This is a genomic window from Rhodococcus indonesiensis (genome assembly GCF_047782815.1).
Classification (GTDB): Bacteria; Actinomycetota; Actinomycetes; order Mycobacteriales; family Mycobacteriaceae; genus Rhodococcus; species Rhodococcus indonesiensis.
The window spans coordinates 1,304,947-1,324,532 of record NZ_CP180630.1; the positions used below are offsets into that span (position 1 = coordinate 1,304,947).

General features: G+C 70.5%; 24 protein-coding genes. 15 read left to right on the forward strand and 9 right to left on the reverse strand.

Annotated features, from left to right (window positions below):
- The 3 genes from ACM26Y_RS06180 to ACM26Y_RS06190 are packed head-to-tail and all read right to left on the reverse strand — an operon-like array spanning nucleotide 1 to nucleotide 2,513.
- The gene (locus ACM26Y_RS06180) at nucleotides 1-1,167 is read right to left on the reverse strand and encodes an MFS transporter (protein WP_003937768.1); all 1,167 of its coding nucleotides are present in this window, start codon (nucleotides 1,165-1,167) and stop codon (nucleotides 1-3) included.
- A gap of 3 nt (nucleotides 1,168-1,170) precedes the next feature.
- Nucleotides 1,171-1,563, reverse strand: a complete 393-nt coding sequence (locus tag ACM26Y_RS06185) for a hypothetical protein (RefSeq protein WP_003937769.1) — start codon at nucleotides 1,561-1,563, stop codon at nucleotides 1,171-1,173.
- Between the two features lie 23 nt (nucleotides 1,564-1,586).
- Entirely contained in the window at nucleotides 1,587-2,513 is a 927-nt protein-coding gene (locus ACM26Y_RS06190) for an AEC family transporter (RefSeq protein ID WP_416062927.1), read from the reverse strand.
- A gap of 181 nt (nucleotides 2,514-2,694) precedes the next feature.
- Between ACM26Y_RS06190 and ACM26Y_RS06195 the strand changes: the two genes are divergently transcribed.
- On the forward strand, nucleotides 2,695-2,853 hold the full coding sequence (locus ACM26Y_RS06195) for a hypothetical protein (protein ID WP_289379364.1): 159 nt from the start codon (nucleotides 2,695-2,697) through the stop codon (nucleotides 2,851-2,853).
- A gap of 21 nt (nucleotides 2,854-2,874) precedes the next feature.
- Here the strand turns inward: ACM26Y_RS06195 and ACM26Y_RS06200 are convergent, their stop codons facing one another.
- Nucleotides 2,875-3,591, reverse strand: a complete 717-nt coding sequence (locus tag ACM26Y_RS06200; RefSeq protein WP_003937771.1) for a GntR family transcriptional regulator — start codon at nucleotides 3,589-3,591, stop codon at nucleotides 2,875-2,877.
- Between the two features lie 96 nt (nucleotides 3,592-3,687).
- Between ACM26Y_RS06200 and ACM26Y_RS06205 the strand changes: the two genes are divergently transcribed.
- From ACM26Y_RS06205 to ACM26Y_RS06230, 6 genes are read left to right on the forward strand one after another with little or no spacing between them, the layout of a single operon-like run.
- Nucleotides 3,688-4,818: a TIGR03364 family FAD-dependent oxidoreductase gene (locus tag ACM26Y_RS06205; RefSeq protein WP_371382822.1), complete on the forward strand. Its 1,131-nt coding sequence runs from the start codon at nucleotides 3,688-3,690 to the stop codon at nucleotides 4,816-4,818.
- Nucleotides 4,819-4,850: 32 nt separating this feature from the next.
- Nucleotides 4,851-5,528 (forward strand): phosphonatase-like hydrolase, encoded by a 678-nt coding sequence (locus ACM26Y_RS06210; RefSeq protein WP_289379366.1) that lies wholly within the window; start codon nucleotides 4,851-4,853, stop codon nucleotides 5,526-5,528.
- 21 nt (nucleotides 5,529-5,549) lie between these two features.
- Nucleotides 5,550-6,518, forward strand: coding sequence for a phosphate/phosphite/phosphonate ABC transporter substrate-binding protein (locus ACM26Y_RS06215; RefSeq protein WP_371382821.1), 969 nt, complete (start codon nucleotides 5,550-5,552; stop codon nucleotides 6,516-6,518).
- 1 nt (nucleotide 6,519) lies between these two features.
- Nucleotides 6,520-7,329, forward strand: a complete 810-nt coding sequence (phnC, locus tag ACM26Y_RS06220; RefSeq protein WP_003937775.1) for a phosphonate ABC transporter ATP-binding protein — start codon at nucleotides 6,520-6,522, stop codon at nucleotides 7,327-7,329.
- A complete protein-coding gene (phnE, locus tag ACM26Y_RS06225; RefSeq protein ID WP_416062928.1) occupies nucleotides 7,326-8,921 on the forward strand; it encodes a phosphonate ABC transporter, permease protein PhnE in 1,596 nt (531 codons plus the stop codon). Before phnC ends, phnE begins: the two co-directional genes overlap by 4 nt.
- The gene (locus ACM26Y_RS06230; RefSeq protein WP_416062929.1) at nucleotides 8,897-9,910 is read left to right on the forward strand and encodes a zinc-binding dehydrogenase; all 1,014 of its coding nucleotides are present in this window, start codon (nucleotides 8,897-8,899) and stop codon (nucleotides 9,908-9,910) included. The genes phnE and ACM26Y_RS06230 overlap by 25 nt, the downstream gene beginning before the upstream one ends.
- Before the next feature lie 58 nt (nucleotides 9,911-9,968).
- Here the strand turns inward: ACM26Y_RS06230 and ACM26Y_RS06235 are convergent, their stop codons facing one another.
- The 5 genes from ACM26Y_RS06235 to rpmB all read right to left on the reverse strand — a co-directional run bounded on the left by ACM26Y_RS06235 (nucleotide 9,969) and on the right by rpmB (nucleotide 12,010).
- Nucleotides 9,969-10,835, reverse strand: coding sequence for a DUF559 domain-containing protein (locus tag ACM26Y_RS06235; RefSeq protein WP_416062930.1), 867 nt, complete (start codon nucleotides 10,833-10,835; stop codon nucleotides 9,969-9,971).
- Nucleotides 10,836-11,029: 194 nt separating this feature from the next.
- Nucleotides 11,030-11,290: a 30S ribosomal protein S18 gene (gene rpsR / locus ACM26Y_RS06240; RefSeq protein WP_003937779.1), complete on the reverse strand. Its 261-nt coding sequence runs from the start codon at nucleotides 11,288-11,290 to the stop codon at nucleotides 11,030-11,032.
- Nucleotides 11,291-11,300: 10 nt separating this feature from the next.
- Nucleotides 11,301-11,606, reverse strand: a complete 306-nt coding sequence (rpsN, locus tag ACM26Y_RS06245; protein ID WP_003937780.1) for a 30S ribosomal protein S14 — start codon at nucleotides 11,604-11,606, stop codon at nucleotides 11,301-11,303.
- 3 nt (nucleotides 11,607-11,609) lie between these two features.
- Nucleotides 11,610-11,774 (reverse strand): 50S ribosomal protein L33, encoded by a 165-nt coding sequence (gene rpmG / locus ACM26Y_RS06250; protein ID WP_003937781.1) that lies wholly within the window; start codon nucleotides 11,772-11,774, stop codon nucleotides 11,610-11,612.
- Nucleotides 11,774-12,010, reverse strand: a complete 237-nt coding sequence (gene rpmB / locus ACM26Y_RS06255; protein ID WP_003937782.1) for a 50S ribosomal protein L28 — start codon at nucleotides 12,008-12,010, stop codon at nucleotides 11,774-11,776. Before rpmB ends, rpmG begins: the two co-directional genes overlap by 1 nt.
- 117 nt (nucleotides 12,011-12,127) lie before the next feature.
- Here rpmB and mrf point away from each other — a divergent pair, with 117 nt between their 5' ends.
- The 8 genes from mrf to ACM26Y_RS06295 all read left to right on the forward strand — a co-directional run bounded on the left by mrf (nucleotide 12,128) and on the right by ACM26Y_RS06295 (nucleotide 19,559).
- Entirely contained in the window at nucleotides 12,128-13,342 is a 1,215-nt protein-coding gene (mrf, locus tag ACM26Y_RS06260; RefSeq protein WP_416062931.1) for a ribosome hibernation factor-recruiting GTPase MRF, read from the forward strand.
- Entirely contained in the window at nucleotides 13,339-13,593 is a 255-nt protein-coding gene (locus ACM26Y_RS06265; RefSeq protein WP_003937784.1) for a type B 50S ribosomal protein L31, read from the forward strand. The genes mrf and ACM26Y_RS06265 overlap by 4 nt, the downstream gene beginning before the upstream one ends.
- Nucleotides 13,594-13,616: 23 nt before the next feature.
- Nucleotides 13,617-13,790, forward strand: coding sequence for a 50S ribosomal protein L32 (rpmF, locus tag ACM26Y_RS06270; protein ID WP_416062932.1), 174 nt, complete (start codon nucleotides 13,617-13,619; stop codon nucleotides 13,788-13,790).
- Nucleotides 13,791-13,887: 97 nt separating this feature from the next.
- Nucleotides 13,888-14,574, forward strand: coding sequence for a response regulator transcription factor (locus tag ACM26Y_RS06275; protein ID WP_003937786.1), 687 nt, complete (start codon nucleotides 13,888-13,890; stop codon nucleotides 14,572-14,574).
- Between the two features lie 38 nt (nucleotides 14,575-14,612).
- Entirely contained in the window at nucleotides 14,613-16,001 is a 1,389-nt protein-coding gene (locus ACM26Y_RS06280) for a sensor histidine kinase (protein WP_235157445.1), read from the forward strand.
- A 94-nt stretch (nucleotides 16,002-16,095) separates the two neighbouring features.
- Entirely contained in the window at nucleotides 16,096-17,343 is a 1,248-nt protein-coding gene (locus tag ACM26Y_RS06285; RefSeq protein WP_416062933.1) for a trypsin-like peptidase domain-containing protein, read from the forward strand.
- 74 nt (nucleotides 17,344-17,417) lie between these two features.
- Entirely contained in the window at nucleotides 17,418-17,915 is a 498-nt protein-coding gene (locus tag ACM26Y_RS06290; protein ID WP_026137469.1) for a molybdenum cofactor biosynthesis protein B, read from the forward strand.
- A gap of 786 nt (nucleotides 17,916-18,701) precedes the next feature.
- Nucleotides 18,702-19,559 carry an MspA family porin gene (locus tag ACM26Y_RS06295; protein WP_289379374.1) on the forward strand — a complete coding sequence of 286 codons (858 nt, stop codon included), beginning with the start codon at nucleotides 18,702-18,704 and terminating at the stop codon, nucleotides 19,557-19,559.
- The last annotated feature ends 27 nt before the right edge of the window (nucleotides 19,560-19,586 follow it).

Here is a 19,586-nt window from a genome sequence, read left to right on the forward strand (position 1 = left end):
CTAGGGGCGCAGCGCCCGCCACGTGCTGACGGCGGCGGCCGAGAGCAGTCCCGCGGTCACCAGGAACACCGAGGCGGTGCCGGCGACGCCGGCGATCGCGCCGGCCGCCAACGGCACCGACACCTGGCCGAGACGGTTGCCGGTGAGGCGCACCGCGAGCGCCGACGCCCGGTCCGCCGGTGCCACCAGTTCGACGACCCACGTCATGGTCAGCGGCTGCCCGAAACCCCAGAAGGCGCCGCAGATCGCCAGCAGTGTCCCCATCGCCCACGGGTTCGGCAGGAACGGCAGTGCCGCGACGGGCAGGGCCGTGCATGCCGTCGCCGACAGCAGCAGACGTCGCCGCGGAATCGTCCGCAGCGCCCACGGCAGGACCGCACGCGAGACGATCGACGCGACGGTGCGGGCGGTGAGCAGGGCCGACACCAGCAGCACCCCGAAGCCGAATTCCTCACCGAGCAGCGGCAGGTACGCGACGACGAGGTCGACGGACGCCAGCACGACGAGGCTGGAGAACATCGCGGGCTTCATCCCGCGCGTGCCCAGCATCGACAGCACGGACTGCGGGGGCGCGTCGCCCGGGGTGCGACCGGAGCCGGGCGGTTCGCGCAGGCCGACGACGAACGGCAGGGCCGCCGCGGCGAGGACCGTCATCACCAGCAACGCCGGGGTGGTCTCGACGGTGTCCCCGTTGCTCGCCGCAGCGATCATGCCGGCGAGCGGCACCCCGATCGCCTGGCCCACCGACACTCCCAGGGTGATGCCCGCAAAACCGCGGTCGAGTTCACCCGGCGGCGACAGGATCGACACGAACGCCTGTCCGGACACCGTCACCAGAAGCTGACCCAGACCCAGGACGGTGTTGCCGAGACCGAGGATCCACAGGTCCGGGCTGAGTGCGATGATCAGCGCACCGGCCACCGACACCACGACACCGCCCCGGAGAATCCCGGCCGCGTGCCGGCGGTCGACGGCCCGGCCGAGCTGTACCGCCAGTACCAGCGGGACGAGAGCGAACAGGGCCGTCACTACGCCGATCACGGCCGCGTCGCCGCCGAGGGCGAGCACGCGGTAGGAGACGAGGACGCGCACCGACTGGAACGTCGCGTGCAGCAGTGCCGTCGCCGTGCACAGGAGCAGCAGCCAGTGCCGGGGGGTGCGGGACATCGCTCAGCCCTCCGTCACGATCCGGCCGGCCAGCGGTGCCTGCAGCGTCAGCTCGAGTACACCGGTGACGGCGATCATGATGCACGCCCGGTCCACCGCCTCGGGCAGGGTGCCGCCACGCAGCGCCACCGTGACGGCGGTGTCGGACTCGGTGACGGTGGCGTCGACCCCGAAACACGCGGGTGTGCCGGTCTCGAAGTGGACGGCGATGCGGTCGTCGTCCACGCGGGTCCACGAGCGTACCGGGATCGGGTGCGGCTCGACGAGGTCGTCGCGGGCGGTGAAGACCGTCGCACCCGCCGGCGTCGGTTCCTCCGGTAGCACGGGGACGTCGGCGCCACCCCGACCGCACGCGCCCGCCAGGACGCAGCACCCGGCGAGCACCAGCAATCGCATGGGCCTCGGCCCAGTCGCGCCCGTCATGCGAGAAGTGCGGCGACGACGCCGATCGCGGGGATCGAGGCGAGCGTGGTGACCAGCGCGGCGTCGCGGGCGAGCACCATGCCGCGGCCGTAGCGGCTCGCGTAGACGAAGACGTTCTGTGCGGTCGGCAGCGTCGCGACCACGACGATCGCGAAGAGCTCGTGCCCGTCCAGGCCCATCAGGTACCGGGCCATGACGTAGGCGAGGACGGGCTGCACCACGATCTTGAGCACCGACGCGAGCGCGATGTCGCGGCGCGGGCTGGTGCCCTTCTCGAGCACCCGCACCCCCTGGAGCGACAGGCCGAATGCGAGCAGGGCACCCGGTACCGAGGCGCCGCCGAGGAGGTGGAACGGCTGCATCAGCGCGGCAGGCGGCGTCCAGCCGGCGACGGCGACGGCGAGCCCGGCCGCGCCCGCCAGCACGATCGGGTTCTTGAACGGGGCGGTGATCGTCTCCCGTCGTGACGCGCCGGGGCGCATCGTCGACAGGTCCAGCATGGTCAGGGCGATGGGGGAGAACAGCACGATCTGGAACAGCAGCAGGGGCGCGACGAACGAGGCGTCGCCGAGGACGAACACCGCGATCGGAATACCGAGGTTGGCCGAGTTGACGTAGGAGGCGGCGAGCGCGCCGATCGTCAGTTCCGGCAGCGGCCGGCGTAGCCACAGCTTCGCGAGGACGAGGTAGAGCGCCGCGACGGCGAACGCGGTGGCTGCGGCGACGTACAGGGTGGGGGAGAAGATCACCGACAGGTCGGAGGTGGCCAGCGAGTCGAACAGCAGCGCGGGGGTGGCGACGAAGAACACCATCCGGCTGAGCACGAACTGGGCCTCGGGTCCGAGCGTGCCCGTCCGGCCGAGCGCGAATCCGATCGCGATGATCACGAAGATGACGCTGAATCCCGCGATCACGCCCGACACCGATACAACCCTTCGAAAGCACACGATATGCAGGCGCTGCACGCCAGACCGAGAACCTTACCGGTGGTAACGGCACCGCTGCGCACCGGGCGGGCCGGTCCCGTGGTGCCGCCCGGCGGTGCGACGAGGTGAGCGGGAGTCCGGCAGGGCATTGCAGCCGGAAGTCTGCAATGCTGAAAAAATGCCGACCGACCCGATTGTTCATCTCCCGGCCAATGTCATCGCGCTCGCCCAGCATCCGCGCTATCAGCATGCGGACTGGACGATGTCGGAGCGGCTCGTACGGCGGCAGGAGCTGGTCCTGCAGCATCTCGGCGTCTGGAGCGACGACGGTTCCTGAGGTGTGCCGGCCCCGCTGTGCTCAGGGCGTCACGGTGGCGACGAACGTCATCCGGTCCCCGCGGTAGAGCGAGCGTCGCTGCTCGATCGGGGTGTCGTGCTGGTCGTAGGAGACCCGGTTGAGCAGCAGCATGGGTGTGCGGATGTCGGCGTCGAGGAGTGCCGCCTCGCGGGCGTCGGGCAGGGTGGTCTCGATGTACTCGACCGCGCGCGCGAAGGTGATGCCGCGCGCACGGATCGCCGCATACAGCGACGACGTGGAGTCGAAGCTGTCGGCGAGTCCCGGGAAGCGCGCGGCGGGCAGGCGGGTCCGCTCCAGTCCGACGCGGACGCCGTCGGTGAGCAGGACGCGTTCGAGTTCGAGCACGGGATCGCCGACGGCGATCGCGAGTACCGCGGCGAGGTCGGGGTCGGCCGCGAGGTCGGTCCAGCCGACGAGTAGGCGCCCCGCGCTGCGGCCCTCCGCGAGCGCGGCCTCGGTGTAGGAGCCGATGATCAGCGGTTGCAGGATCTTCGGTTTCGCGACGACCGTGCCCCGGCCCCGGCGTTCGATGCGCCCGTCGACGAGAAGCTCGCGCAGTGCCTGACGGACGGTCTCCCGGGCCACGTCGAACCGGGTGGCGAGTTCGCGCTCGGAGGGCACCGGGTCGCCGACGGAGAGCTCGTCGAGCAGGGCGTCGACTCGGTGCCGCACGATCTGATGCTTGGGGACCCGGGTCTCGCGGGCGGTTGCCGTCACACTCGAAGCGTACCGGATTCTGGTCTATACCAATCGTTCACCGCCCGTTCGCCTGACGTCCCCTCATTGGTCTAGACCATCGGTCAGGCTCGGGGCATGCGAATCCTGATCATCGGCGGCGGCATCCTGGGAACCGCCCACGCCGACGCCGCCGTCCGCCGCGGGCACGACGTCGTTCACCTCGAACGTGAACCGGAAGCCCGCGGCGCCACCGTCCGCAACTTCGGTCTCGTGTGGGTCTCCGGGCGCACCGAGAGCGAACTGACCGCCACCCTGCGCTCCCGCGAACTGTGGGCCGACCTCGGCGCCCGCGTCCCCGGCATCGGTTTCCGGGCGAACGGGTCGATCACCCTCCTTCGCAGCGACGCCGAGGTGGCCGTCGCCCGGGAGGCGGCCGGCCGCGCCGACGCCCGCCAGCGGGGCTTCACCCTGCTCGAGCCCGAGGCGGTCCGCCGGCTCAATCCCGCCCTGCGCGGCAAGTTCGTCGCCGGCCTGCACTGCAGCACCGACGCCGCCGTCGAATCCCGTGTCGCCCTGCCCGCGATCCGGTGGCATCTGACCACTTCCGGGCGCTACAGCTTCCGCCCCGGGACCGAGGCCCGCACCGTGACCCGCACCGCCCACGGGACGGTGCAGGTGCGCGACGACCACGGCACCGTCCACGAGACCGACCTCGTGCTCGTGTGCCCCGGAGCGACCCTGTCCGGTCTCGCCCGCGAACTCGGCGGCGACCTGCCCCTGCGCCGCGTGCGCCTGCAAATGATGCAGACCGCCCCGCTGGGGGAGACGCTCACCACGTCCGTTGCCGACGGCGACAGCCTGCGGTACTATCCGGGCTTCGCCGGGGCCGCCCTGGAGGAGCTGAAGGCGCGCGAACCGCAGGCGCTCACCGCCGAGCAGCACCGCATGCAGCTGCTGTGTGTGCAGCGCCTGGACGGCGGGCTCACGCTCGGCGACACCCACGAGTACGACGAACCGTTCGCCTTCGACGTCGACGAGTCACCGTACGAGCACCTCGTCACCGTCACCGAGGAGCTGCTCGGGCACCGGCTCCCCCCGGTCGTGCGGCGCTGGGCCGGGGTCTACAGCCAGTGCCTGGATCCCACCGAACTCGTCCACCGTGCCCGGGTCGACGACGACGTCTGGATCGTCGCCGGGCCGGGCGGCCGCGGCATGACCCTCGGCCCCTACCTCGGCGAGCAGACCGCCGACCTCCTGAACCTCTGAACGAACCCTCCCGCAACGATTCCGGAGCAACCATGACTGTCATCCGCCTGGCCGTGCTCGACATGGCCGGCACCACTGTCGCCGACGGAGGCCTCGTCCTGCGCGCCTTCGACGCGGCCGCCACCAGCGTCGGACTACCCGCCGACGGACCCGAACGCGACGCCGCCCGGCGCTACGTCCTCGACACCATGGGCCAGTCGAAGATCGTCGTCTTCCGCGCCCTGTTCGGGAGCGAGGAACGGGCCCACGCCGCCAACGAAGCCTTCGAACGTGCCTACGAACGCTTCGTCGGCGCCGGCGACGTCACCGCGATCCCCGGTGCGGAGGAAGCGATCACCCGTCTCCGCGACGGCGGCATCAAGGTCGCGCTCACCACAGGATTCAGCCGCAGCACCCAGGACCGTCTGCTCGCGGCGCTCGGGTGGCAGGACCTTGCGGACCTCGCCCTGGTTCCGGCCGACGCCGGACGCGGCCGGCCCTACCCCGACATGATCCTCGCGGCCCTGCTGCGGACCGGGACCGACGATGTCCGCGACGTCGCCGTCGTCGGCGACACCGCGGGTGATGTCCTCTCCGGTCGCCGCGCCGGGGCGTCCGTCGTCGCCGGAACCCGCACCGGCGCACACGACGAGGCGATCCTGCGCGACGCAGGCGCCACCCACGTCCTCGACTCCGTCGCCGACCTGCCCGATCTCCTCCTTTCCGTCTGACCCGACACCCCGAGGATCCTCATGCACTCCCCCCTGTTCCGCCGCGCCACCGCGGCCACCGCCCTCGCTGCCGGGCTCGCCGTCACGCTGACCGCCTGCGGCGGCTCCGACCCCGACGCCGTCAACGCTCGAGGATTTCCCGAAACGCTCACCCTCGCCGCGATTCCGGCCGAGAACTCGGCCGATCTGCAGGCGAGCTACGATCCGCTCATCGCGCTGCTCGAGCAGGAGACCGGCTCGGAGGTCGAGTTCATCCAGGCCTCCGACTACGCCGGTGTGGTCGAGGGCATTATCGCCGGCAACGTCGACCTCGCATTCTTCGGTCCGTTCGCGTACGTCGTCGCCGGCGTCAACGGCGCCGACGTCACCCCGCTCGGGGCAGTCGTGCAGGAGGCCGGCGGCGAGGCCGGCTACCGGTCCTACGGTCTGACCCGCGCCGACAACGCCGACATCAACCGCATCGAGGATTTCGGGGGCAAGAGCGTCTGCTTCGTCGACCCCGGATCGACCTCCGGATTCCTCTACCCCACAGCGGGTCTCATCGAAGCGGGCGTCATCGCCTCCGGAACCGAGCAGGCCGTCGCCGCAGGGGTGGAGCCGGTGTACGCCGGCGGCCACGACGCATCCGCGCTCGCCGTCGCCGCCGGCGACTGCGACGCCGGTTTCGCGTTCGACACGATGGTCGACGAGACCATGATCGCCAGCGGCGACCTGAAGGAAGGCGAGCTGAAGAAGGTCTGGGAGTCCGAGACGATCGCAGGCTCGCTGTTCGTCGCGAACAACTCCCTCGGCGCAGACACCGTCGATCGGCTCCGCACGGTCTTCGTCGACAAGGCCAACGCCGACTACATGCGCGCCCAGGGCTTCTGTGCGGGCGAGTGCCGGATCACCGACGAGCGTGCATGGGGCGTCGTTCCCGCCACCGACGCGGACTACGACGGCGTCCGCGAGGTCTGCACGCTGACCGAATCCGACAAGTGCAAGGGCTGACATGACCACCGACCATCCCGTCGCCGGTGACGACGTCGTCGTCTCCGCTCGTCGCGTCGTCAAGAAGTTCGGCGACACCGTCGCACTCGGCGGCGTCGACCTCGAGGTCCGCCGCAGCGAACTCGTCGTGCTGCTGGGCCTGTCGGGTTCCGGCAAATCGACGCTACTGCGCTGTCTCAACGGCCTGCACCCGACCACCGACGGCGCGGTCACCGTGAACGGCACCCGCGTCGATCTCGCCTCCCGCGCCGAACTGCGTGCCCTGCGGCGCGACGTCGGCTTCGTCTTCCAGCACTTCAACCTCGTCGGCCGGCTCAGCTGTCTCGAGAACGTCCTGATCGGCGGCGTCGGCCGGCTGCGCCTGCCGCGCTACGGAAAATCGACATACCCGAAGCGGATGCGCACCGAGGCGCTCGCCCACCTCGATCGGGTGGGATTGGCGGAACTCGCCGACCGTCGCGCCGATACGCTCTCCGGCGGTCAGCAGCAGCGAGTCGCGATCGCCCGCACCCTCATGCAGCAGCCCACGGTGCTGCTCGCCGACGAACCCGTCGCCTCCCTGGATCCGGAGAACGCCGGTGTCGTCATGGATCTGCTCTTCCGGGTCTGCATGGAGGACAAGCTCACCGTGCTGTGCACGCTGCACCAGGTGGATCTCGCCCTCGGCTGGGCGCACCGCGTGATCGGCCTGCGCGGCGGCGAGAAGGTGCTCGATCGCCCGGCCGTGGGACTTTCCCGGGAGGACGCCATGGAGATCTATCGGCGAGTCGACCCAGCCGACGCGACGATCGCAACGGCCGCGACATCATGACCGTGCTCGAAGCGCCACCGGCGCCGACCCGGCCCGCCCCGGCGTCGGAGTCGGTGGCGCGTCGCCGGATACTGGTGGGCTGCTCGGCTGCCGCCCTACTCCTGACGCTGGTGTCCGCCTGGTACATCGACTTCGCCCCGGCCACTCTCGTCGACGGTGTCGATGCGGTCGCCGATCTGCTCGAGCGGATGCTGCCGCCCACGGTCGACGACCCCGGCCGCATCTGGACACTCGCGCTCGACACGCTGCTGATGGCGGTGCTGGGTACCGTCCTCGCGGCGGTGGCGTCGGTGCCCCTGGCCTTCCTTGCGGCGCGCAACACCAGCCCGCATCCCGTGGTGTACACGATCTCCCGCGGCGTCATCACGTTCTGCCGGGCCGTGCCCGACCTGCTGTTCGCGGTGCTGCTGGTGCGTGCTCTCGGCATCGGCGTGCTCCCGGGGGTGCTCGCCCTGGCGCTGCACTCGATCGGCATGCTCGGCAAGCTGTTCGCCGACGCGATCGAGCAGACCGACCCCGGACCTCGAGAGGCGGTGCGCGCCACCGGCGTCGGATACGTCCGGGAGATGATCAACGCTGTCGTACCGCAGGTGGTGCCCGCGTGGACCGGCACGTTCGTCTACCGCATCGACATCAACCTGCGTACCTCCGTCGTCCTCGGTTTCGTCGGCGCCGGCGGCATCGGCTTCGCGCTGCAGGACGCTCTGCGCGGCCTGGTGTACCCCCGGGCACTGGGCATCGTCTGTGTGATTCTGGTGATCATCGCCGCGATGGAGGTCGTCGCGATCGTCGTCCGGCGTGCCCTGCTCGCCCCGGCACGTCCCGATCCCCGGCGCGAGCGCGCATCCCGGCTCCTCTTCTCCGGAATCGTGCTCGGGGCGAGCCTCGGCGCCCTGATCGTCCTGCGCATCGATCCACGCACACTGTTCACGTGGCCCGCAGCGGCGTTCGACGTGTTCGGTCGGTTGCTGCCACCGGACTTCGGTGCGGTGGGGGACGCGCTCGTCGATGCGGTGCTGCAGACCCTCGCGATCGGTGTCGTCGCCACGGCCGTCGGTGCAGTACTGTCGCTACCGTTCGGAATCCTGGCCGCGCGCAACGTCTCTCCGACTCCGGCACTCTACTGGTTCGCCCGCACGGTGATTCTCGTCGTCCGCGCCGTACCCGAACTCGTCCTCGCGGTGATCTTCGTGGCGGCCATCGGGCTCGGTCCGGTAGCAGGGGCGTGCGCACTCGCACTCGGCTCGATCGGATTCCTCGGCAAACTCGTGGCGGACGCGGTCGAGGAGATCGATCCCGGACCGATCGAAGCCGTGCGTGCGACCGGGGGCGGATGGTGGAAATCGTTGCTGTCCGCGGTGATTCCGCAAGCGCTTCCGTCGATCATCGGCTCGGGCCTGTACCTGCTCGACGTCAACATCCGCACCTCGACGATCCTCGGCATCGTCGGTGCCGGCGGCGTCGGCTTCCTGCTGTTCGAGGCGATCCGCACGCTGAACTTCGAATTCGCCGGTGCGATCGTGCTCATCGTGTTCGCCGTCGTCTTCGTGATCGAAAGGGTGTCGGGATGGATCCGGTCGCTGGTGGTCTGACCCGCGCAGCCGTGTGGACGGGCGCCGGCGTCGACATGCGCGACGTCGCCGTCCCGCGTCTCGGTGCCCGCGAACTGCTGGTACGGGTCCGGCTCGCGACCGTGTGCGGCAGCGACCTGCACACCGTCACCGGACGGCGACCCGGGCCGCGGCCGTCGGTGCTGGGCCACGAAGCCGTCGGCGACGTCGTCGCCGCCGGCCCCGGTGCGGGGACCGTCGTCGGCGCGCGGATCGTATGGACCGTCACGGCCTCGTGCGGTGCGTGCGACAGGTGTGAGTCCGGACGGAGCGCCAAGTGCCGGTCCCTCCGCAAGGTGGGGCACGAACCTTTCGACGGCGCATGGGCGTTGTCCGGCGCCTACGCCCGCTACATCGTGCTGCCGGCCGGGGTGGGCGTGGTCCGGGTGCCGGACCGGGTGCCGGACGTCGTCGCGGCCCCGGCGGCATGTGCGACGGCGACGGCGGTCGCCGCCGTCGAGGCGGCCGGTGACGTCGCCGGCCGGCGGGTCCTGGTGTGCGGCGCGGGCATGCTCGGGGTCACGGCGATCGCGTTGTGCGCGGAGGCCGGTGCCGACGTGCGCGTCGCCGACCCGGATGCGGAGCGGATCGCGGTGGCCGAGCGGTTCGGGGGCGTCGGCGACGAGGGCGGCCCGGTCGACGTCGCGCTCGACTTCTCGGGATCCGCCGCCGCGGTAGGGGAGTGCCTGCACCGGCTCGACGTCGGGGGTCGTCTCGTCCTGGCCGGCTCCGTGATGCCGGGCCCTTCGGTGTCCCTCGACCCCGAAGCCGTCGTGCGGGGCTGGCTCACCGTCACCGGAGTCCACAACTACGAGCCCGCCCACCTGCACCGGGCGGTCGAGTTCCTGGCCCGCACGGCCGGCACCTACCCGTGGGACGAACTCGTCGCCGAACCGGTCCGCCTGGACGATCTCGCGAAGGCCCTGCGCCGGCCCGACGCTCCCGCCCTGCGCACGTCCGTCGCTCCGTGAGTGCGCACTTCTCGTGACGACACGCCGGGCGCCGGCGCGAGAAGTGCGCACTCGACGGTCAGACCGGAGCGCCTGCCGATCGAAGCTGCGTCCGCACGCGTTCCACGATCGACGCGGAGCGCAGGCGAAGCTGCTCGGAGTTGACGCGGACGACGGACCAGCCCAGCGCCGCGAAGGCCTCGTACCGTTCGATGTCCTTGGTGCGCTGGCGCTCGTCCGTCCAGTGATGGATGCCGTCGTACTCGACGACGGTGCGCCATTGCTTCCAGCCCAGGTCGGCCCGGCCCAGAATGCATCCGTCCATCCCTACGACCGGGACCTGGGTGCTGGGGCGGGGGAGGCCGCCGCGCACGAGAAGCAGCCGCACTCGCCTCTCCGGGAGCGACTCGGCTCCGGGGTCCACCAGCTCCAGTGCCTTCCGCAACCGCCGCGCGCCGCGCTCGCCGCTGTGCCGATCGGCCAGTTCCGCGATTCGCGCAGGATCCGAGCGGGTGGCACGGCACAGGGCGTCGAGCTGTTCGACAGCGGTATCCAGGACGAGGCGACGGCCGAGGTCGAACGCGGTGCGGGCCGGTGACGTCACGCGCATGTCTGCCAACTCGCACACTTCGTCGTCCGGGATCGTCCCGGCGTGCACGACGATCCCCGCGGTGCCCCGGCGGCTACCGCTCCGGATCAGTTCGGCGGGCGCGGTCGCATCGATCCACCGGCTGCCGAAAAGGGCCGCCGCCGAGTAGCCGGCCAGCACTCCGTCGCCCCCCGCCCAGAGCCATGCTGCCTGCGCACGGCCGCACGGTGTGACGGGCGCGTTCCTGTGGATGTACACATTCCGATGGATGCGCCGGAATCGCCGGAGCTGATGCGATGTCAGAAGGCCCGCCTGTACGGCCTGCGTCCCCAGGAACGGCTCGTCGAATTCCCCCATGATCGCCGAGGGTGCCCGGCGGCCGTACGGGAAGGAACCGAGGGCACGGCGACCTGTGGACAACTCGCGTGAGTGTGCACATCTCGGGACGACACGCCGAGCAGTGGCACGAGAACTGCGCACTCGGTGGTCCACGAAATGCGGCGAGGGCCGCGCGGGCACGTGCCCGCGCGGCCCTCGCCGCGAGTGGAGCTCTACTTGCTGGTGGTGGTGAAGGGCAGCAGGGCCATCTCGCGGGCGTTCTTCACCGCGGTGGCCACCTGCCGCTGCTGCTGGGGGGTCAGGCCGGTCACGCGACGGCTGCGGATCTTGCCGCGATCGGAGATGAACGTGCGGAGCAGGTTCACGTCCTTGTAGTCGACGTACTCGATCTTCGCCGCGAACAGCGGGTTCTTCTTGGGCTTGCGACCCTCCACGGCACGCGACTTCTTCGACGGGCCCCTCTTGACTGCCATGACTCGCTCCTCACCAGCTCGACTTGTGGACGCCGGGCAGCTCGCCGCGGTGCGCGAGTTCCCTCACGCGCACGCGTGAGAGCCCGAACTTCCGCAGGTGGCCGCGCGGACGTCCATCCGCAGCGTCTCGATTGCGCAATCGTACCGGACTGGCGTCGCGCGGCAGACGCTGCAGGGCCGTCTGTGCGGCGAGGCGCTGCGCGGCGGTGCTCGACGGGCGCCGCACGATCTCCTTCAGTTCCGCGCGACGTTCCGCGTAGCGGGCGACGACGAGCGCCCGCTGTTCGTTGCGCGCGATCTTCGACTTCTTGGCCATGGCCTACTTCTCCTCGCGGAAGTCGATGTGGCGGCGCAGCACGGGATCGTACTTGCGCAGGACGAGCCGGTCGGGATCGTTGCGCCGGTTCTTGCGGGTGACGTACGTGTACCCGGTGCCGCCGGTGGAGCGGAGCTTGACGATGGGGCGGATCTCGTTGCGGGCCACTAGAGCTTCTCTCCTCGGGCGCGGAGCCGGGCGACGACGGCTTCGATGCCGTCGCGGTCGACGGTCTTGATGCCCTTCGCGGAGAGCGTCAGGGTGACGCGGCGTCCCTCGGAGGGCAGGTAGTAGGTCTTGCGCTGGATGTTCGGGTCCCAGCGCCGGTTGGTGCGGACGTGGGAGTGGGAGACGGATTTCCCGAAGCCGGGCTTGCGTCCGGTCACCTGGCAGTGCGCCGACACGGCGGGCTCCCTTCTGTCGGCGCCCTCAGGGCGTAACGACAATCGTTTTCGACAAATGGCCCGTGCGACTGTACGCTCTCTTCGAGCTAATGACAATCGTTACCGAAAGGGGTTCCGGTGGACACCAGAACGCCGCTGATCGTCGTCGCCGGCCGGCGCGGACCCACCGAGCGGACCGCGCGGGCCCTGCTGCGTCCGGGGACCGTCGTGGTGCACCACGACCTCGACCACGTCGGTGAGGGCGTCGTGCGCCGCACCCTCACCACCGAGCACGATCACCGCCTCGACGTGCTCGAACTCGCCCACGGCTGCGTCTCCTGCACCCTCCGCGAGGATCTGCTCCCGCTGCTGCGGCGCCTGCATGCCCGCAGCAACGTCGATCGCATCGTCCTGCTGCTCGACCCCCGGCTCGAGCCCGAGGCCCTGTGCTGGGCCGTCGAGCACGTCGTCGTCTCCGGCGTCGTCGGGCAGCTCGACGGACCCGCCGCCCACGATGTGCGGATCGAGGCCACCGTCACCTGCATCGACGCTGCCACCTGGCTCGCCGACGCCACCGGCGACGAGGAACTCGACGACGACCGCACCGTCGCCCAGCTCGTCGTGGGCCAGGTCGAATTCGCCGACGCTCTTGTCGTCCGGCCCGGCGCCGACGGCTGGCACCAGGCGAAGCTGCATGCGGTGCTCGCGCGGCTCGCGCCCGATGCCCCCGTCGCGTGGGGCGAGGACGTCGACGTCGAACACCTGCTCCGGCAGATACCCTCCGGGGCGCGGCGCGGGGTGGTCTCCGACGCCCACTCGCCGCTGCTGCGCGGCGAGCCACCGCTCGGCGAGGACTGCGGCGTCCGGCTGCTCGAGTTCGGTGCCCGCCGACCCTTCCATCCGCAGCGCCTGCACGAGGCGATCGACGTCCTCCTCGACGGCGTGGTCCGGGCTCGCGGCCGGGCCTGGGTCGCGACGCAGCCCGACACCGCGCTGCTGATCGAGTCCGCCGGGGAGGGGCTGCGCGTCGCCCACGCCGGACCGTGGCTCGCCGCGATGACTCCCGAGCAGCAGCAACGAGTCTCCGGCGAACGGCGCGCCATGGCGGCGCTGCGCTGGGACGACACCTACGGAGACCGCGACACCTCGATGGTGATCCTCACCCACGACGCCGACCCCGACGAGATTCGTCGCGCCCTGGAGTGGGCGCTGCTCACCGACGAGGAGTTCGCCGACCCGGCGGCCTGGCCGACGTGGGACGACCCGTTCGGCGACTACCACGAAGACCCGTGCGACGACCTCCCGGCGCCCACCGCCGACGCCGCACCGACAGAAGGAGAAGGACGAGCATGAAGCCCGGCATCCACCCCGACTACCACCCCGTGGTGTTCCAGGACGCGAACACCGGATCGGCGTTCCTCACCCGCTCCACCGTCACCGCCGACCGCACGGTCGAATGGTCCGACGGCAACACCTACCCGCTGATCGTCGTCGACGTCACCAGCGAGTCCCATCCCTTCTGGACGGGAACCGCCCGCGTGCTCGACGCGGCCGGCCGCGTCGAGAAGTTCGAACGCAAGTACGGCACGCGCCGTCGCCCCTGACCGACCCCCGGAGGAGAACCACCATGGCAGTACCCAAGCGCCGGATGTCCCGGTCCAACACCCGCAGCCGCCGCTCGCAGTGGAACGCGCAGGTCCCGGCCCTGGTGCCGGTCACCGTCGCCGGTGTCACCCATCGCGTTCCGCGACGCCTCGTCAAGTCCGTGCAGCTCGGGGTGATCGACCCGAACGACGTGTGACGCCCGGCGAGGGAACCGCAGCGCCCTGCGGTTCCCTCGCCGGACACGCCGTCGTCCTCTCAGACACCTCTCAGCGGTCGGGTCCACACTGGAAGCCATGCGCATTCTGGTGGTCGACGACGACCGGGCGGTGCGGGAGTCCCTGCGCCGATCACTGAGCTTCAACGGATACAGCGTCGAGCTCGCGACGGACGGGCAGGACGCCCTCGAACAGGTCGCGGCCGAACGGCCCGACGCGATGGTCCTCGACGTGATGATGCCGCGGGTCGACGGCCTCGAGGTGTGCCGACGATTGCGCAGCACCGGCGACGACCTCCCGATCCTCGTACTCACCGCCCGGGATTCCGTCTCCGAACGCGTAGCCGGCCTGGACGCCGGCGCCGACGACTACCTGCCCAAGCCGTTCGCGCTCGAGGAGCTGCTCGCCCGGCTGCGCGCGCTGCTCCGCCGCGCCTCACCCGACCCGACCGAGTCGGAGGAGACGCTGCGCTTCGCGGACCTGACCCTGAACCCCTCCACCCGTGAGGTCACTCGCGGTGCCCGGTCGATCAGTCTCACCCGCACCGAGTTCGCTCTCATGGAAATGCTCATGGCGAACCCCCGCCGCGTCCTGAGCCGCAGCCGGATCCTCGAGGAGGTGTGGGGCTACGACTTTCCCACCTCGGGCAATGCCCTCGAGGTCTACGTCGGGTACCTGCGCCGCAAGACCGAGGCCGAGGGTGAGCCGCGCCTGATCCACACGGTCCGCGGCGTCGGCTACGTCCTGCGGGAAACCCCGCCGTGACCCGGCGCGAAGGCGCCGACCCGGATGCCGGGCGCCCGATGCGGCCCCCGCTGCTGCTGACCCGGTCGGTGCCGCTGCGCCGTCGTGTCACGCTGCTGGCGGCCGGCGCGGTGGCGATCGCCGTCGCAGTGACCTCCATCGCGGCGTACGCGGTGGTCGCGCGCGCTCTCTACTCCGACGTCGACAAGCAGTTGCGGGCGCGCGCCGCCGCACTCGTCGAGAGCAGCACCCTGATCACCTACGACCCCCGCTACATCGGTGGCGCCCAGCTCTACAGTTCCGATATCAGCGTGGCGCTCGTCTATCCCGACCTGGGTCAGTACGTGCCGCCCGGATCCTCCGTCCCGATCGGCAACGCCGAACTCGCCGTCGCCAAGGGTGAACGGGAGTCGTCGCTGCGCACCGTCGGGCATCAGCGGGTGCTCGCGCAGCGCATCCCGGACGGCAGCACCATCGTCATCGCGCAGCGACTGCAGCCCACCGCGGACATCCTGAAACGGCTCGCGAGCGTGCTGTTCGTCGTCGGCGGATGCGGAGTGGTGCTCGCCGCGGCCGCCGGTGCGACGGTCGGGCGCACCGGCCTGCGCCCCGTCGCGCGTCTCACCGCGGCGGCCGAGCGGGTCGCCCGCACCGACGACCTGCGGCCGATCCGCGTGACCGGGCACGACGAGCTGGCCCGCCTCACCGAGAGCTTCAACACGATGCTGCGCGCGCTCGCCGAGTCGCGCGAGCGGCAGAGCCGGCTCGTCGCCGACGCCGGCCACGAGCTGCGCACCCCGCTGACGTCGCTGCGCACGAACATGGAGCTGCTCATCGCGGCGAGCCGGCCCGACGCGCCGAACCTGCCCGAGGAGGACATGGCGGAACTGCGCGCCGACGTGGTGGCGCAGATCGAGGAGCTGTCCACCCTCGTAGGGGACCTGGTCGACCTCGCCCGCGAGGACGCACCCGAGACGGTGTTCGAGCCCGTCGACATCTCCGAGGTCGTCGAGCGCAGCCTCGAACGTGCCCGGCGCCGCCGCTCCGACATCGACTTCACGGCTCACACGGAACCGTGGTTCGTCTACGGCGACCAGGCCGCGCTCTCGCGGGCGGTGCTCAACGTCCTCGACAACGCCGCCAAGTGGAGTCCCGCCGACGCCGAGGTGCTGGTGTCGATGCACCAGCTCGGGCCCGGCCTGATGGAACTGACCGTCGACGACGCCGGGCCCGGCATCCCCGAGGAGGACCGCGAGCTGGTGTTCGAGCGGTTCTACCGTTCGACCGCGTCGCGGTCGATGCCCGGATCCGGCCTGGGCCTCGCGATCGTGCGGCAGGTGGTGATGAAGCACGGCGGCACCATCGCGGTCGACGCCTCGTCGCGCGGGGGTGCCCTCGTCCGGATCGTGCTGCCCGGCGCGCCGCACCTCGAACACCCGGCGGATTGACAGGAAAATCGGCGCCGGGTCTAAGCGGACTCTCAGCCGCCGCGGGCATGCTGGAAGCCGACGAGCCACCGACCGTGTACACGAAAGCGATGAGATGAGCGAGGACCCCACCCAGGGTGGCGGCCACCGAGAGCCCCACCAGCCGACACCACCCCAGCCGAACCCCTACCAGGCTCCCGCCGGTCCCGGATACGGGTACACCGCGCCATTCGGCGCCCCGAGCCAGCCCGCGCCGAGCCCCCAGGGCTCACCCCGGTCCGCGCGTGGCCTGCTCGCCCTCGGTGCCGTCGCGTTGGCACTGGTCAGCGGCGGCATCGGCGGCGCGGTCGGCGCGTGGACCACGCAACAGTCGACGGGCGGCACGTCCGTCACCAATGCTCTCGACGCGCCGAGGCAGTCCACGACGACGGTCGCCGCCGCGCCCGCGGGCTCGGTGCAGGCCGTCGCGCAGAAGGTCGTGCCCAGCGTCGTGCGCATCGAGGTGGTCGGCCGCACGGCACAGGGCGAGGGCTCGGGGGTGATCCTGTCCTCCGACGGCCTGATCCTCACCAACAACCACGTCGTCGCCGGCGGCGGCGCCGGCGCGCAGCTCACCGCATACTTCTCCGACGGAAGTTCCGCCCCGGCCACCGTCGTGGGGACCGATCCGATCTCCGACATCGCCGTGATCCGGGCCGAGGGCCGCACCGACCTCACGCCGATCGAGCTCGGCGATTCCGCCGCCGTGCAAGTCGGTCAGCAGGTCGTCGCGGTCGGCTCACCGCTCGGGCTCGAGAGCACGGTGACGACCGGGATCGTCTCGGCCCTCGACCGGCCGGTGTCGACCAGCGGGGAGACCGGGAATCAGAACACCGTCATCGACGCGCTGCAGACCGACGCCGCGATCAACCCCGGCAACTCCGGTGGCGCGCTCGTGGACATGGACGGCCGGCTGATCGGCATCAACACGGCCATCGCCACCGCCGGTGGACAGTCCGGATCCATCGGTCTCGGCTTCGCCATCCCGGTCGATCAGGCCCGTCGCATCGCCGACCAGCTCGTCGACACCGGGAAGGCCACCCACGCCATCATCGGCGTGCAGGTGCCGTCGCAGAGCGATGTGCGTGGCGCACGGGTCATGGAGGTCACCGCGGGCGGCCCGGCGGAACGGGCCGGAATTCCGAGCGGCGTGATCATCACCAAGGTCGACGACCGGCTCGTCACGGACGGGGACTCCCTGATCGCGGCCGTGCGCTCGTACGCGCCCGGCGATACCGTGCGCATCACCTACACCGACGCCCAGGGTGGCGGCGAGAAGACCGTCGAGGTGCAGCTCGCGGAGGCGGAGGCGGGTGGCCGATGAGAGCAGAATCGACCGCCGGGTTCATTCTCGGACATACAGCTCGTTCGACGGACAGGGGAACTACGGTGGGCATCATGGAATTCGAAACCCCCAGGACCGGACGAGCCCTCGTGGTGATCGTGGACGACCGGGTAGCGCACGGCGACAACCCGGACTCCGCCGGACCGTTGGTGACCGAACTGCTCGCGGAGGCGGGGTTCGCCGTCGACGGTGTCGTCACCGTGTCGGCCGACGAGGTGGAGATCCGCAATGCCCTCAACACCGCCGTCATCGGCGGCGTGGACCTGGTGATCTCCGTCGGTGGGACCGGGGTGTCGCCGCGCGACGTGACGCCGGACGCCACGTCCGACGTGCTCGACCGAGAGCTCCAGGGGATCGGCGAGGCGTTGCGCTCGTCCGGTTTCTCCGCCGGCGCGATGGATGCCGGGCTGTCCCGCGGTCTGGTCGGCCTGTCCGGGTCCACGTTGGTCGCCAATCTGGCTTCGTCGCGCGCCGCCATCCGTGACGGCATGGCCACGCTGCTACCGCTCGCCTCGCACGTGATCGAGGAACTGTCGCGAGTGGAGGGGTAGTCATCACCGGGACGAACGAGAACGCGGCCGGTGCGTCTCCGGACGACGCACCGCAGCGCGACGACGTGAGCCGGACCCGGATCGACCGGGCCCGGCTCCGCCGCGTCTTCGGTGACGTGCTTCCCGAGACGACTCGCGACGAGCGTTCGCCGGGCGACGAGTCGTCGGACTCGGACGAATGGCTGCGTCGGCAGGTCCCGCCTCACCATGGTGGCGGCGTGTGATCTACCCCACTTCCAGTTGTTTCCTGAGGGGAGGTCGTTCATTGTTCGGCCGACCGTTCGAAATCTCTTCGTAACCCTTCCGCTCGGCGTTTCGCCTTGATCATCTCCGCCTTTTCGGGTGAGGTCGATCACCGTCGCACCCGCCGGATGCACTGCCTCACACCCGGTTTGCGGGTGTCACCTGTGGGTATGCACGAATGTAGATAAGCCGAACCTAAGATTTGACATCGCGCGGGCTCTGTGTGCCGCTGCAAGTGCCTGTCACCGGTTGTTTCACTGAGCCGAAACATTTCCGTCGGAGGGCGACTCCGCGCGCCGACGTAGCCGTTGCTGGGGTTCGAGATCACGGTCTAGTCTCTGTCGTGGTTCGCTGAGGTCAAGATCAACGGCACATGTCGAGGTCTTCATCACGAATCGGAAACGCAACCGTGCGGATGACGCACACGTCGCACCGGCGGGCGGGTGCCCGCCGGTGTTCGTGGTGTGGCATGCCTCGCGGGCGACAGGGCAGTTGTCGGACGCGTGTGCGTGACCCGGCACGCAGAGAATGGATGAGGCATTCATGAAGATGCAGACGCGACGCGGTGTGAAGGCCGCCCGCAACGTCACGGTGGCCGCCGCCGCCGTGTTCGGCCTGGTTCTGGGATCGACCGGGACCGCCGGCGCTGTGGTCGACGACCAGAACCGGATCGTGTCGGACGGTCACGAGGTCATCGTGACCCAGGAGGACACCTTCATCCAGGGTGTTCCCCCGATCGGCGGGAGCCCGCTCAGCCGTGAGTGGTTCCACAACGGCCGTGGCATCGCCAATATCGTCGGCCCCGACGCCGCAGACTTCGAGGGCTCGACCTTCCAGTTCGGCTACCAGTTCGCGTGGTCGGGCAGCCTGGACGGCTCGATCGGGGTCGCGTGGGCAAGCCCGCAGCTCGAACTCGAGGCCACCCGCGGCGTAGAGAACGTCGACCAGTTCGATCCGCTCTGGAACACCAGCACCCGTGATGCTCCTTACGAGGACGGCAACGGTCGGACGGTTCAACCGGGTGACTACGTCGACTATGAGGGGAACCTCCTAGAGGAGGAGGACCGGGTCCCCGCGACGGACAGCGGTGCCGCAAATGGCAATCCGCTCTACATTCCGAACGGTGAAACCAGCCCCGCCCCCTACGCGGAAGACGTGCTGACGACCTCGGGTCTGCTGCCCCAGGTCACTGCAGCCATCGAGCTGACCCCGGCCCCGGGCATCGAGGAGCTCGTCGTCGCCGAGGGCGAGTTCGACGGCGATTACAAGCACGTGCAGTTCGCCAACGTCCACGGCGCCGCCACCGGCGTCCTCGGTGCGGTCTCGGTCCGCCCCTTCGTCCGCGTGATCACCGCGAACGGCGACAACGTCACCACCTACGGCAAGGTCTGGACGATCTAGTCCTGCTCCGCCCCACCCCGCAGTAAT

What these genes read in the sequence shown, in the direction of transcription:
- ACM26Y_RS06285 (WP_416062933.1), top strand. Translation starts at nt 16,096, where the DNA reads ATGAGCGAGGACCCCACCCAGGGTGGCGGCCACCGAGAGCCCCACCAG.
- ACM26Y_RS06215 (WP_371382821.1), top strand. Translation starts at nt 5,550, where the DNA reads ATGCACTCCCCCCTGTTCCGCCGCGCCACCGCGGCCACCGCCCTCGCT.
- phnC (WP_003937775.1), top strand. Translation starts at nt 6,520, where the DNA reads ATGACCACCGACCATCCCGTCGCCGGTGACGACGTCGTCGTCTCCGCT.
- ACM26Y_RS06265 (WP_003937784.1), top strand. Translation starts at nt 13,339, where the DNA reads ATGAAGCCCGGCATCCACCCCGACTACCACCCCGTGGTGTTCCAGGAC.
- ACM26Y_RS06205 (WP_371382822.1), top strand. Translation starts at nt 3,688, where the DNA reads ATGCGAATCCTGATCATCGGCGGCGGCATCCTGGGAACCGCCCACGCC.
- rpsN (WP_003937780.1), bottom strand. Translation starts at nt 11,606, where the DNA reads ATGGCCAAGAAGTCGAAGATCGCGCGCAACGAACAGCGGGCGCTCGTC.
- ACM26Y_RS06185 (WP_003937769.1), bottom strand. Translation starts at nt 1,563, where the DNA reads ATGCGATTGCTGGTGCTCGCCGGGTGCTGCGTCCTGGCGGGCGCGTGC.
- ACM26Y_RS06275 (WP_003937786.1), top strand. Translation starts at nt 13,888, where the DNA reads ATGCGCATTCTGGTGGTCGACGACGACCGGGCGGTGCGGGAGTCCCTG.
- ACM26Y_RS06280 (WP_235157445.1), top strand. Translation starts at nt 14,613, where the DNA reads ATGCGGCCCCCGCTGCTGCTGACCCGGTCGGTGCCGCTGCGCCGTCGT.
- ACM26Y_RS06230 (WP_416062929.1), top strand. Translation starts at nt 8,897, where the DNA reads ATGGATCCGGTCGCTGGTGGTCTGACCCGCGCAGCCGTGTGGACGGGC.
- ACM26Y_RS06295 (WP_289379374.1), top strand. Translation starts at nt 18,702, where the DNA reads ATGAAGATGCAGACGCGACGCGGTGTGAAGGCCGCCCGCAACGTCACG.
- rpmF (WP_416062932.1), top strand. Translation starts at nt 13,617, where the DNA reads ATGGCAGTACCCAAGCGCCGGATGTCCCGGTCCAACACCCGCAGCCGC.
- ACM26Y_RS06290 (WP_026137469.1), top strand. Translation starts at nt 17,418, where the DNA reads ATGGAATTCGAAACCCCCAGGACCGGACGAGCCCTCGTGGTGATCGTG.
- ACM26Y_RS06235 (WP_416062930.1), bottom strand. Translation starts at nt 10,835, where the DNA reads ATGGGGGAATTCGACGAGCCGTTCCTGGGGACGCAGGCCGTACAGGCG.
- ACM26Y_RS06180 (WP_003937768.1), bottom strand. Translation starts at nt 1,167, where the DNA reads ATGTCCCGCACCCCCCGGCACTGGCTGCTGCTCCTGTGCACGGCGACG.
- ACM26Y_RS06195 (WP_289379364.1), top strand. Translation starts at nt 2,695, where the DNA reads ATGCCGACCGACCCGATTGTTCATCTCCCGGCCAATGTCATCGCGCTC.
- phnE (WP_416062928.1), top strand. Translation starts at nt 7,326, where the DNA reads ATGACCGTGCTCGAAGCGCCACCGGCGCCGACCCGGCCCGCCCCGGCG.
- rpsR (WP_003937779.1), bottom strand. Translation starts at nt 11,290, where the DNA reads ATGGCAGTCAAGAGGGGCCCGTCGAAGAAGTCGCGTGCCGTGGAGGGT.
- ACM26Y_RS06210 (WP_289379366.1), top strand. Translation starts at nt 4,851, where the DNA reads ATGACTGTCATCCGCCTGGCCGTGCTCGACATGGCCGGCACCACTGTC.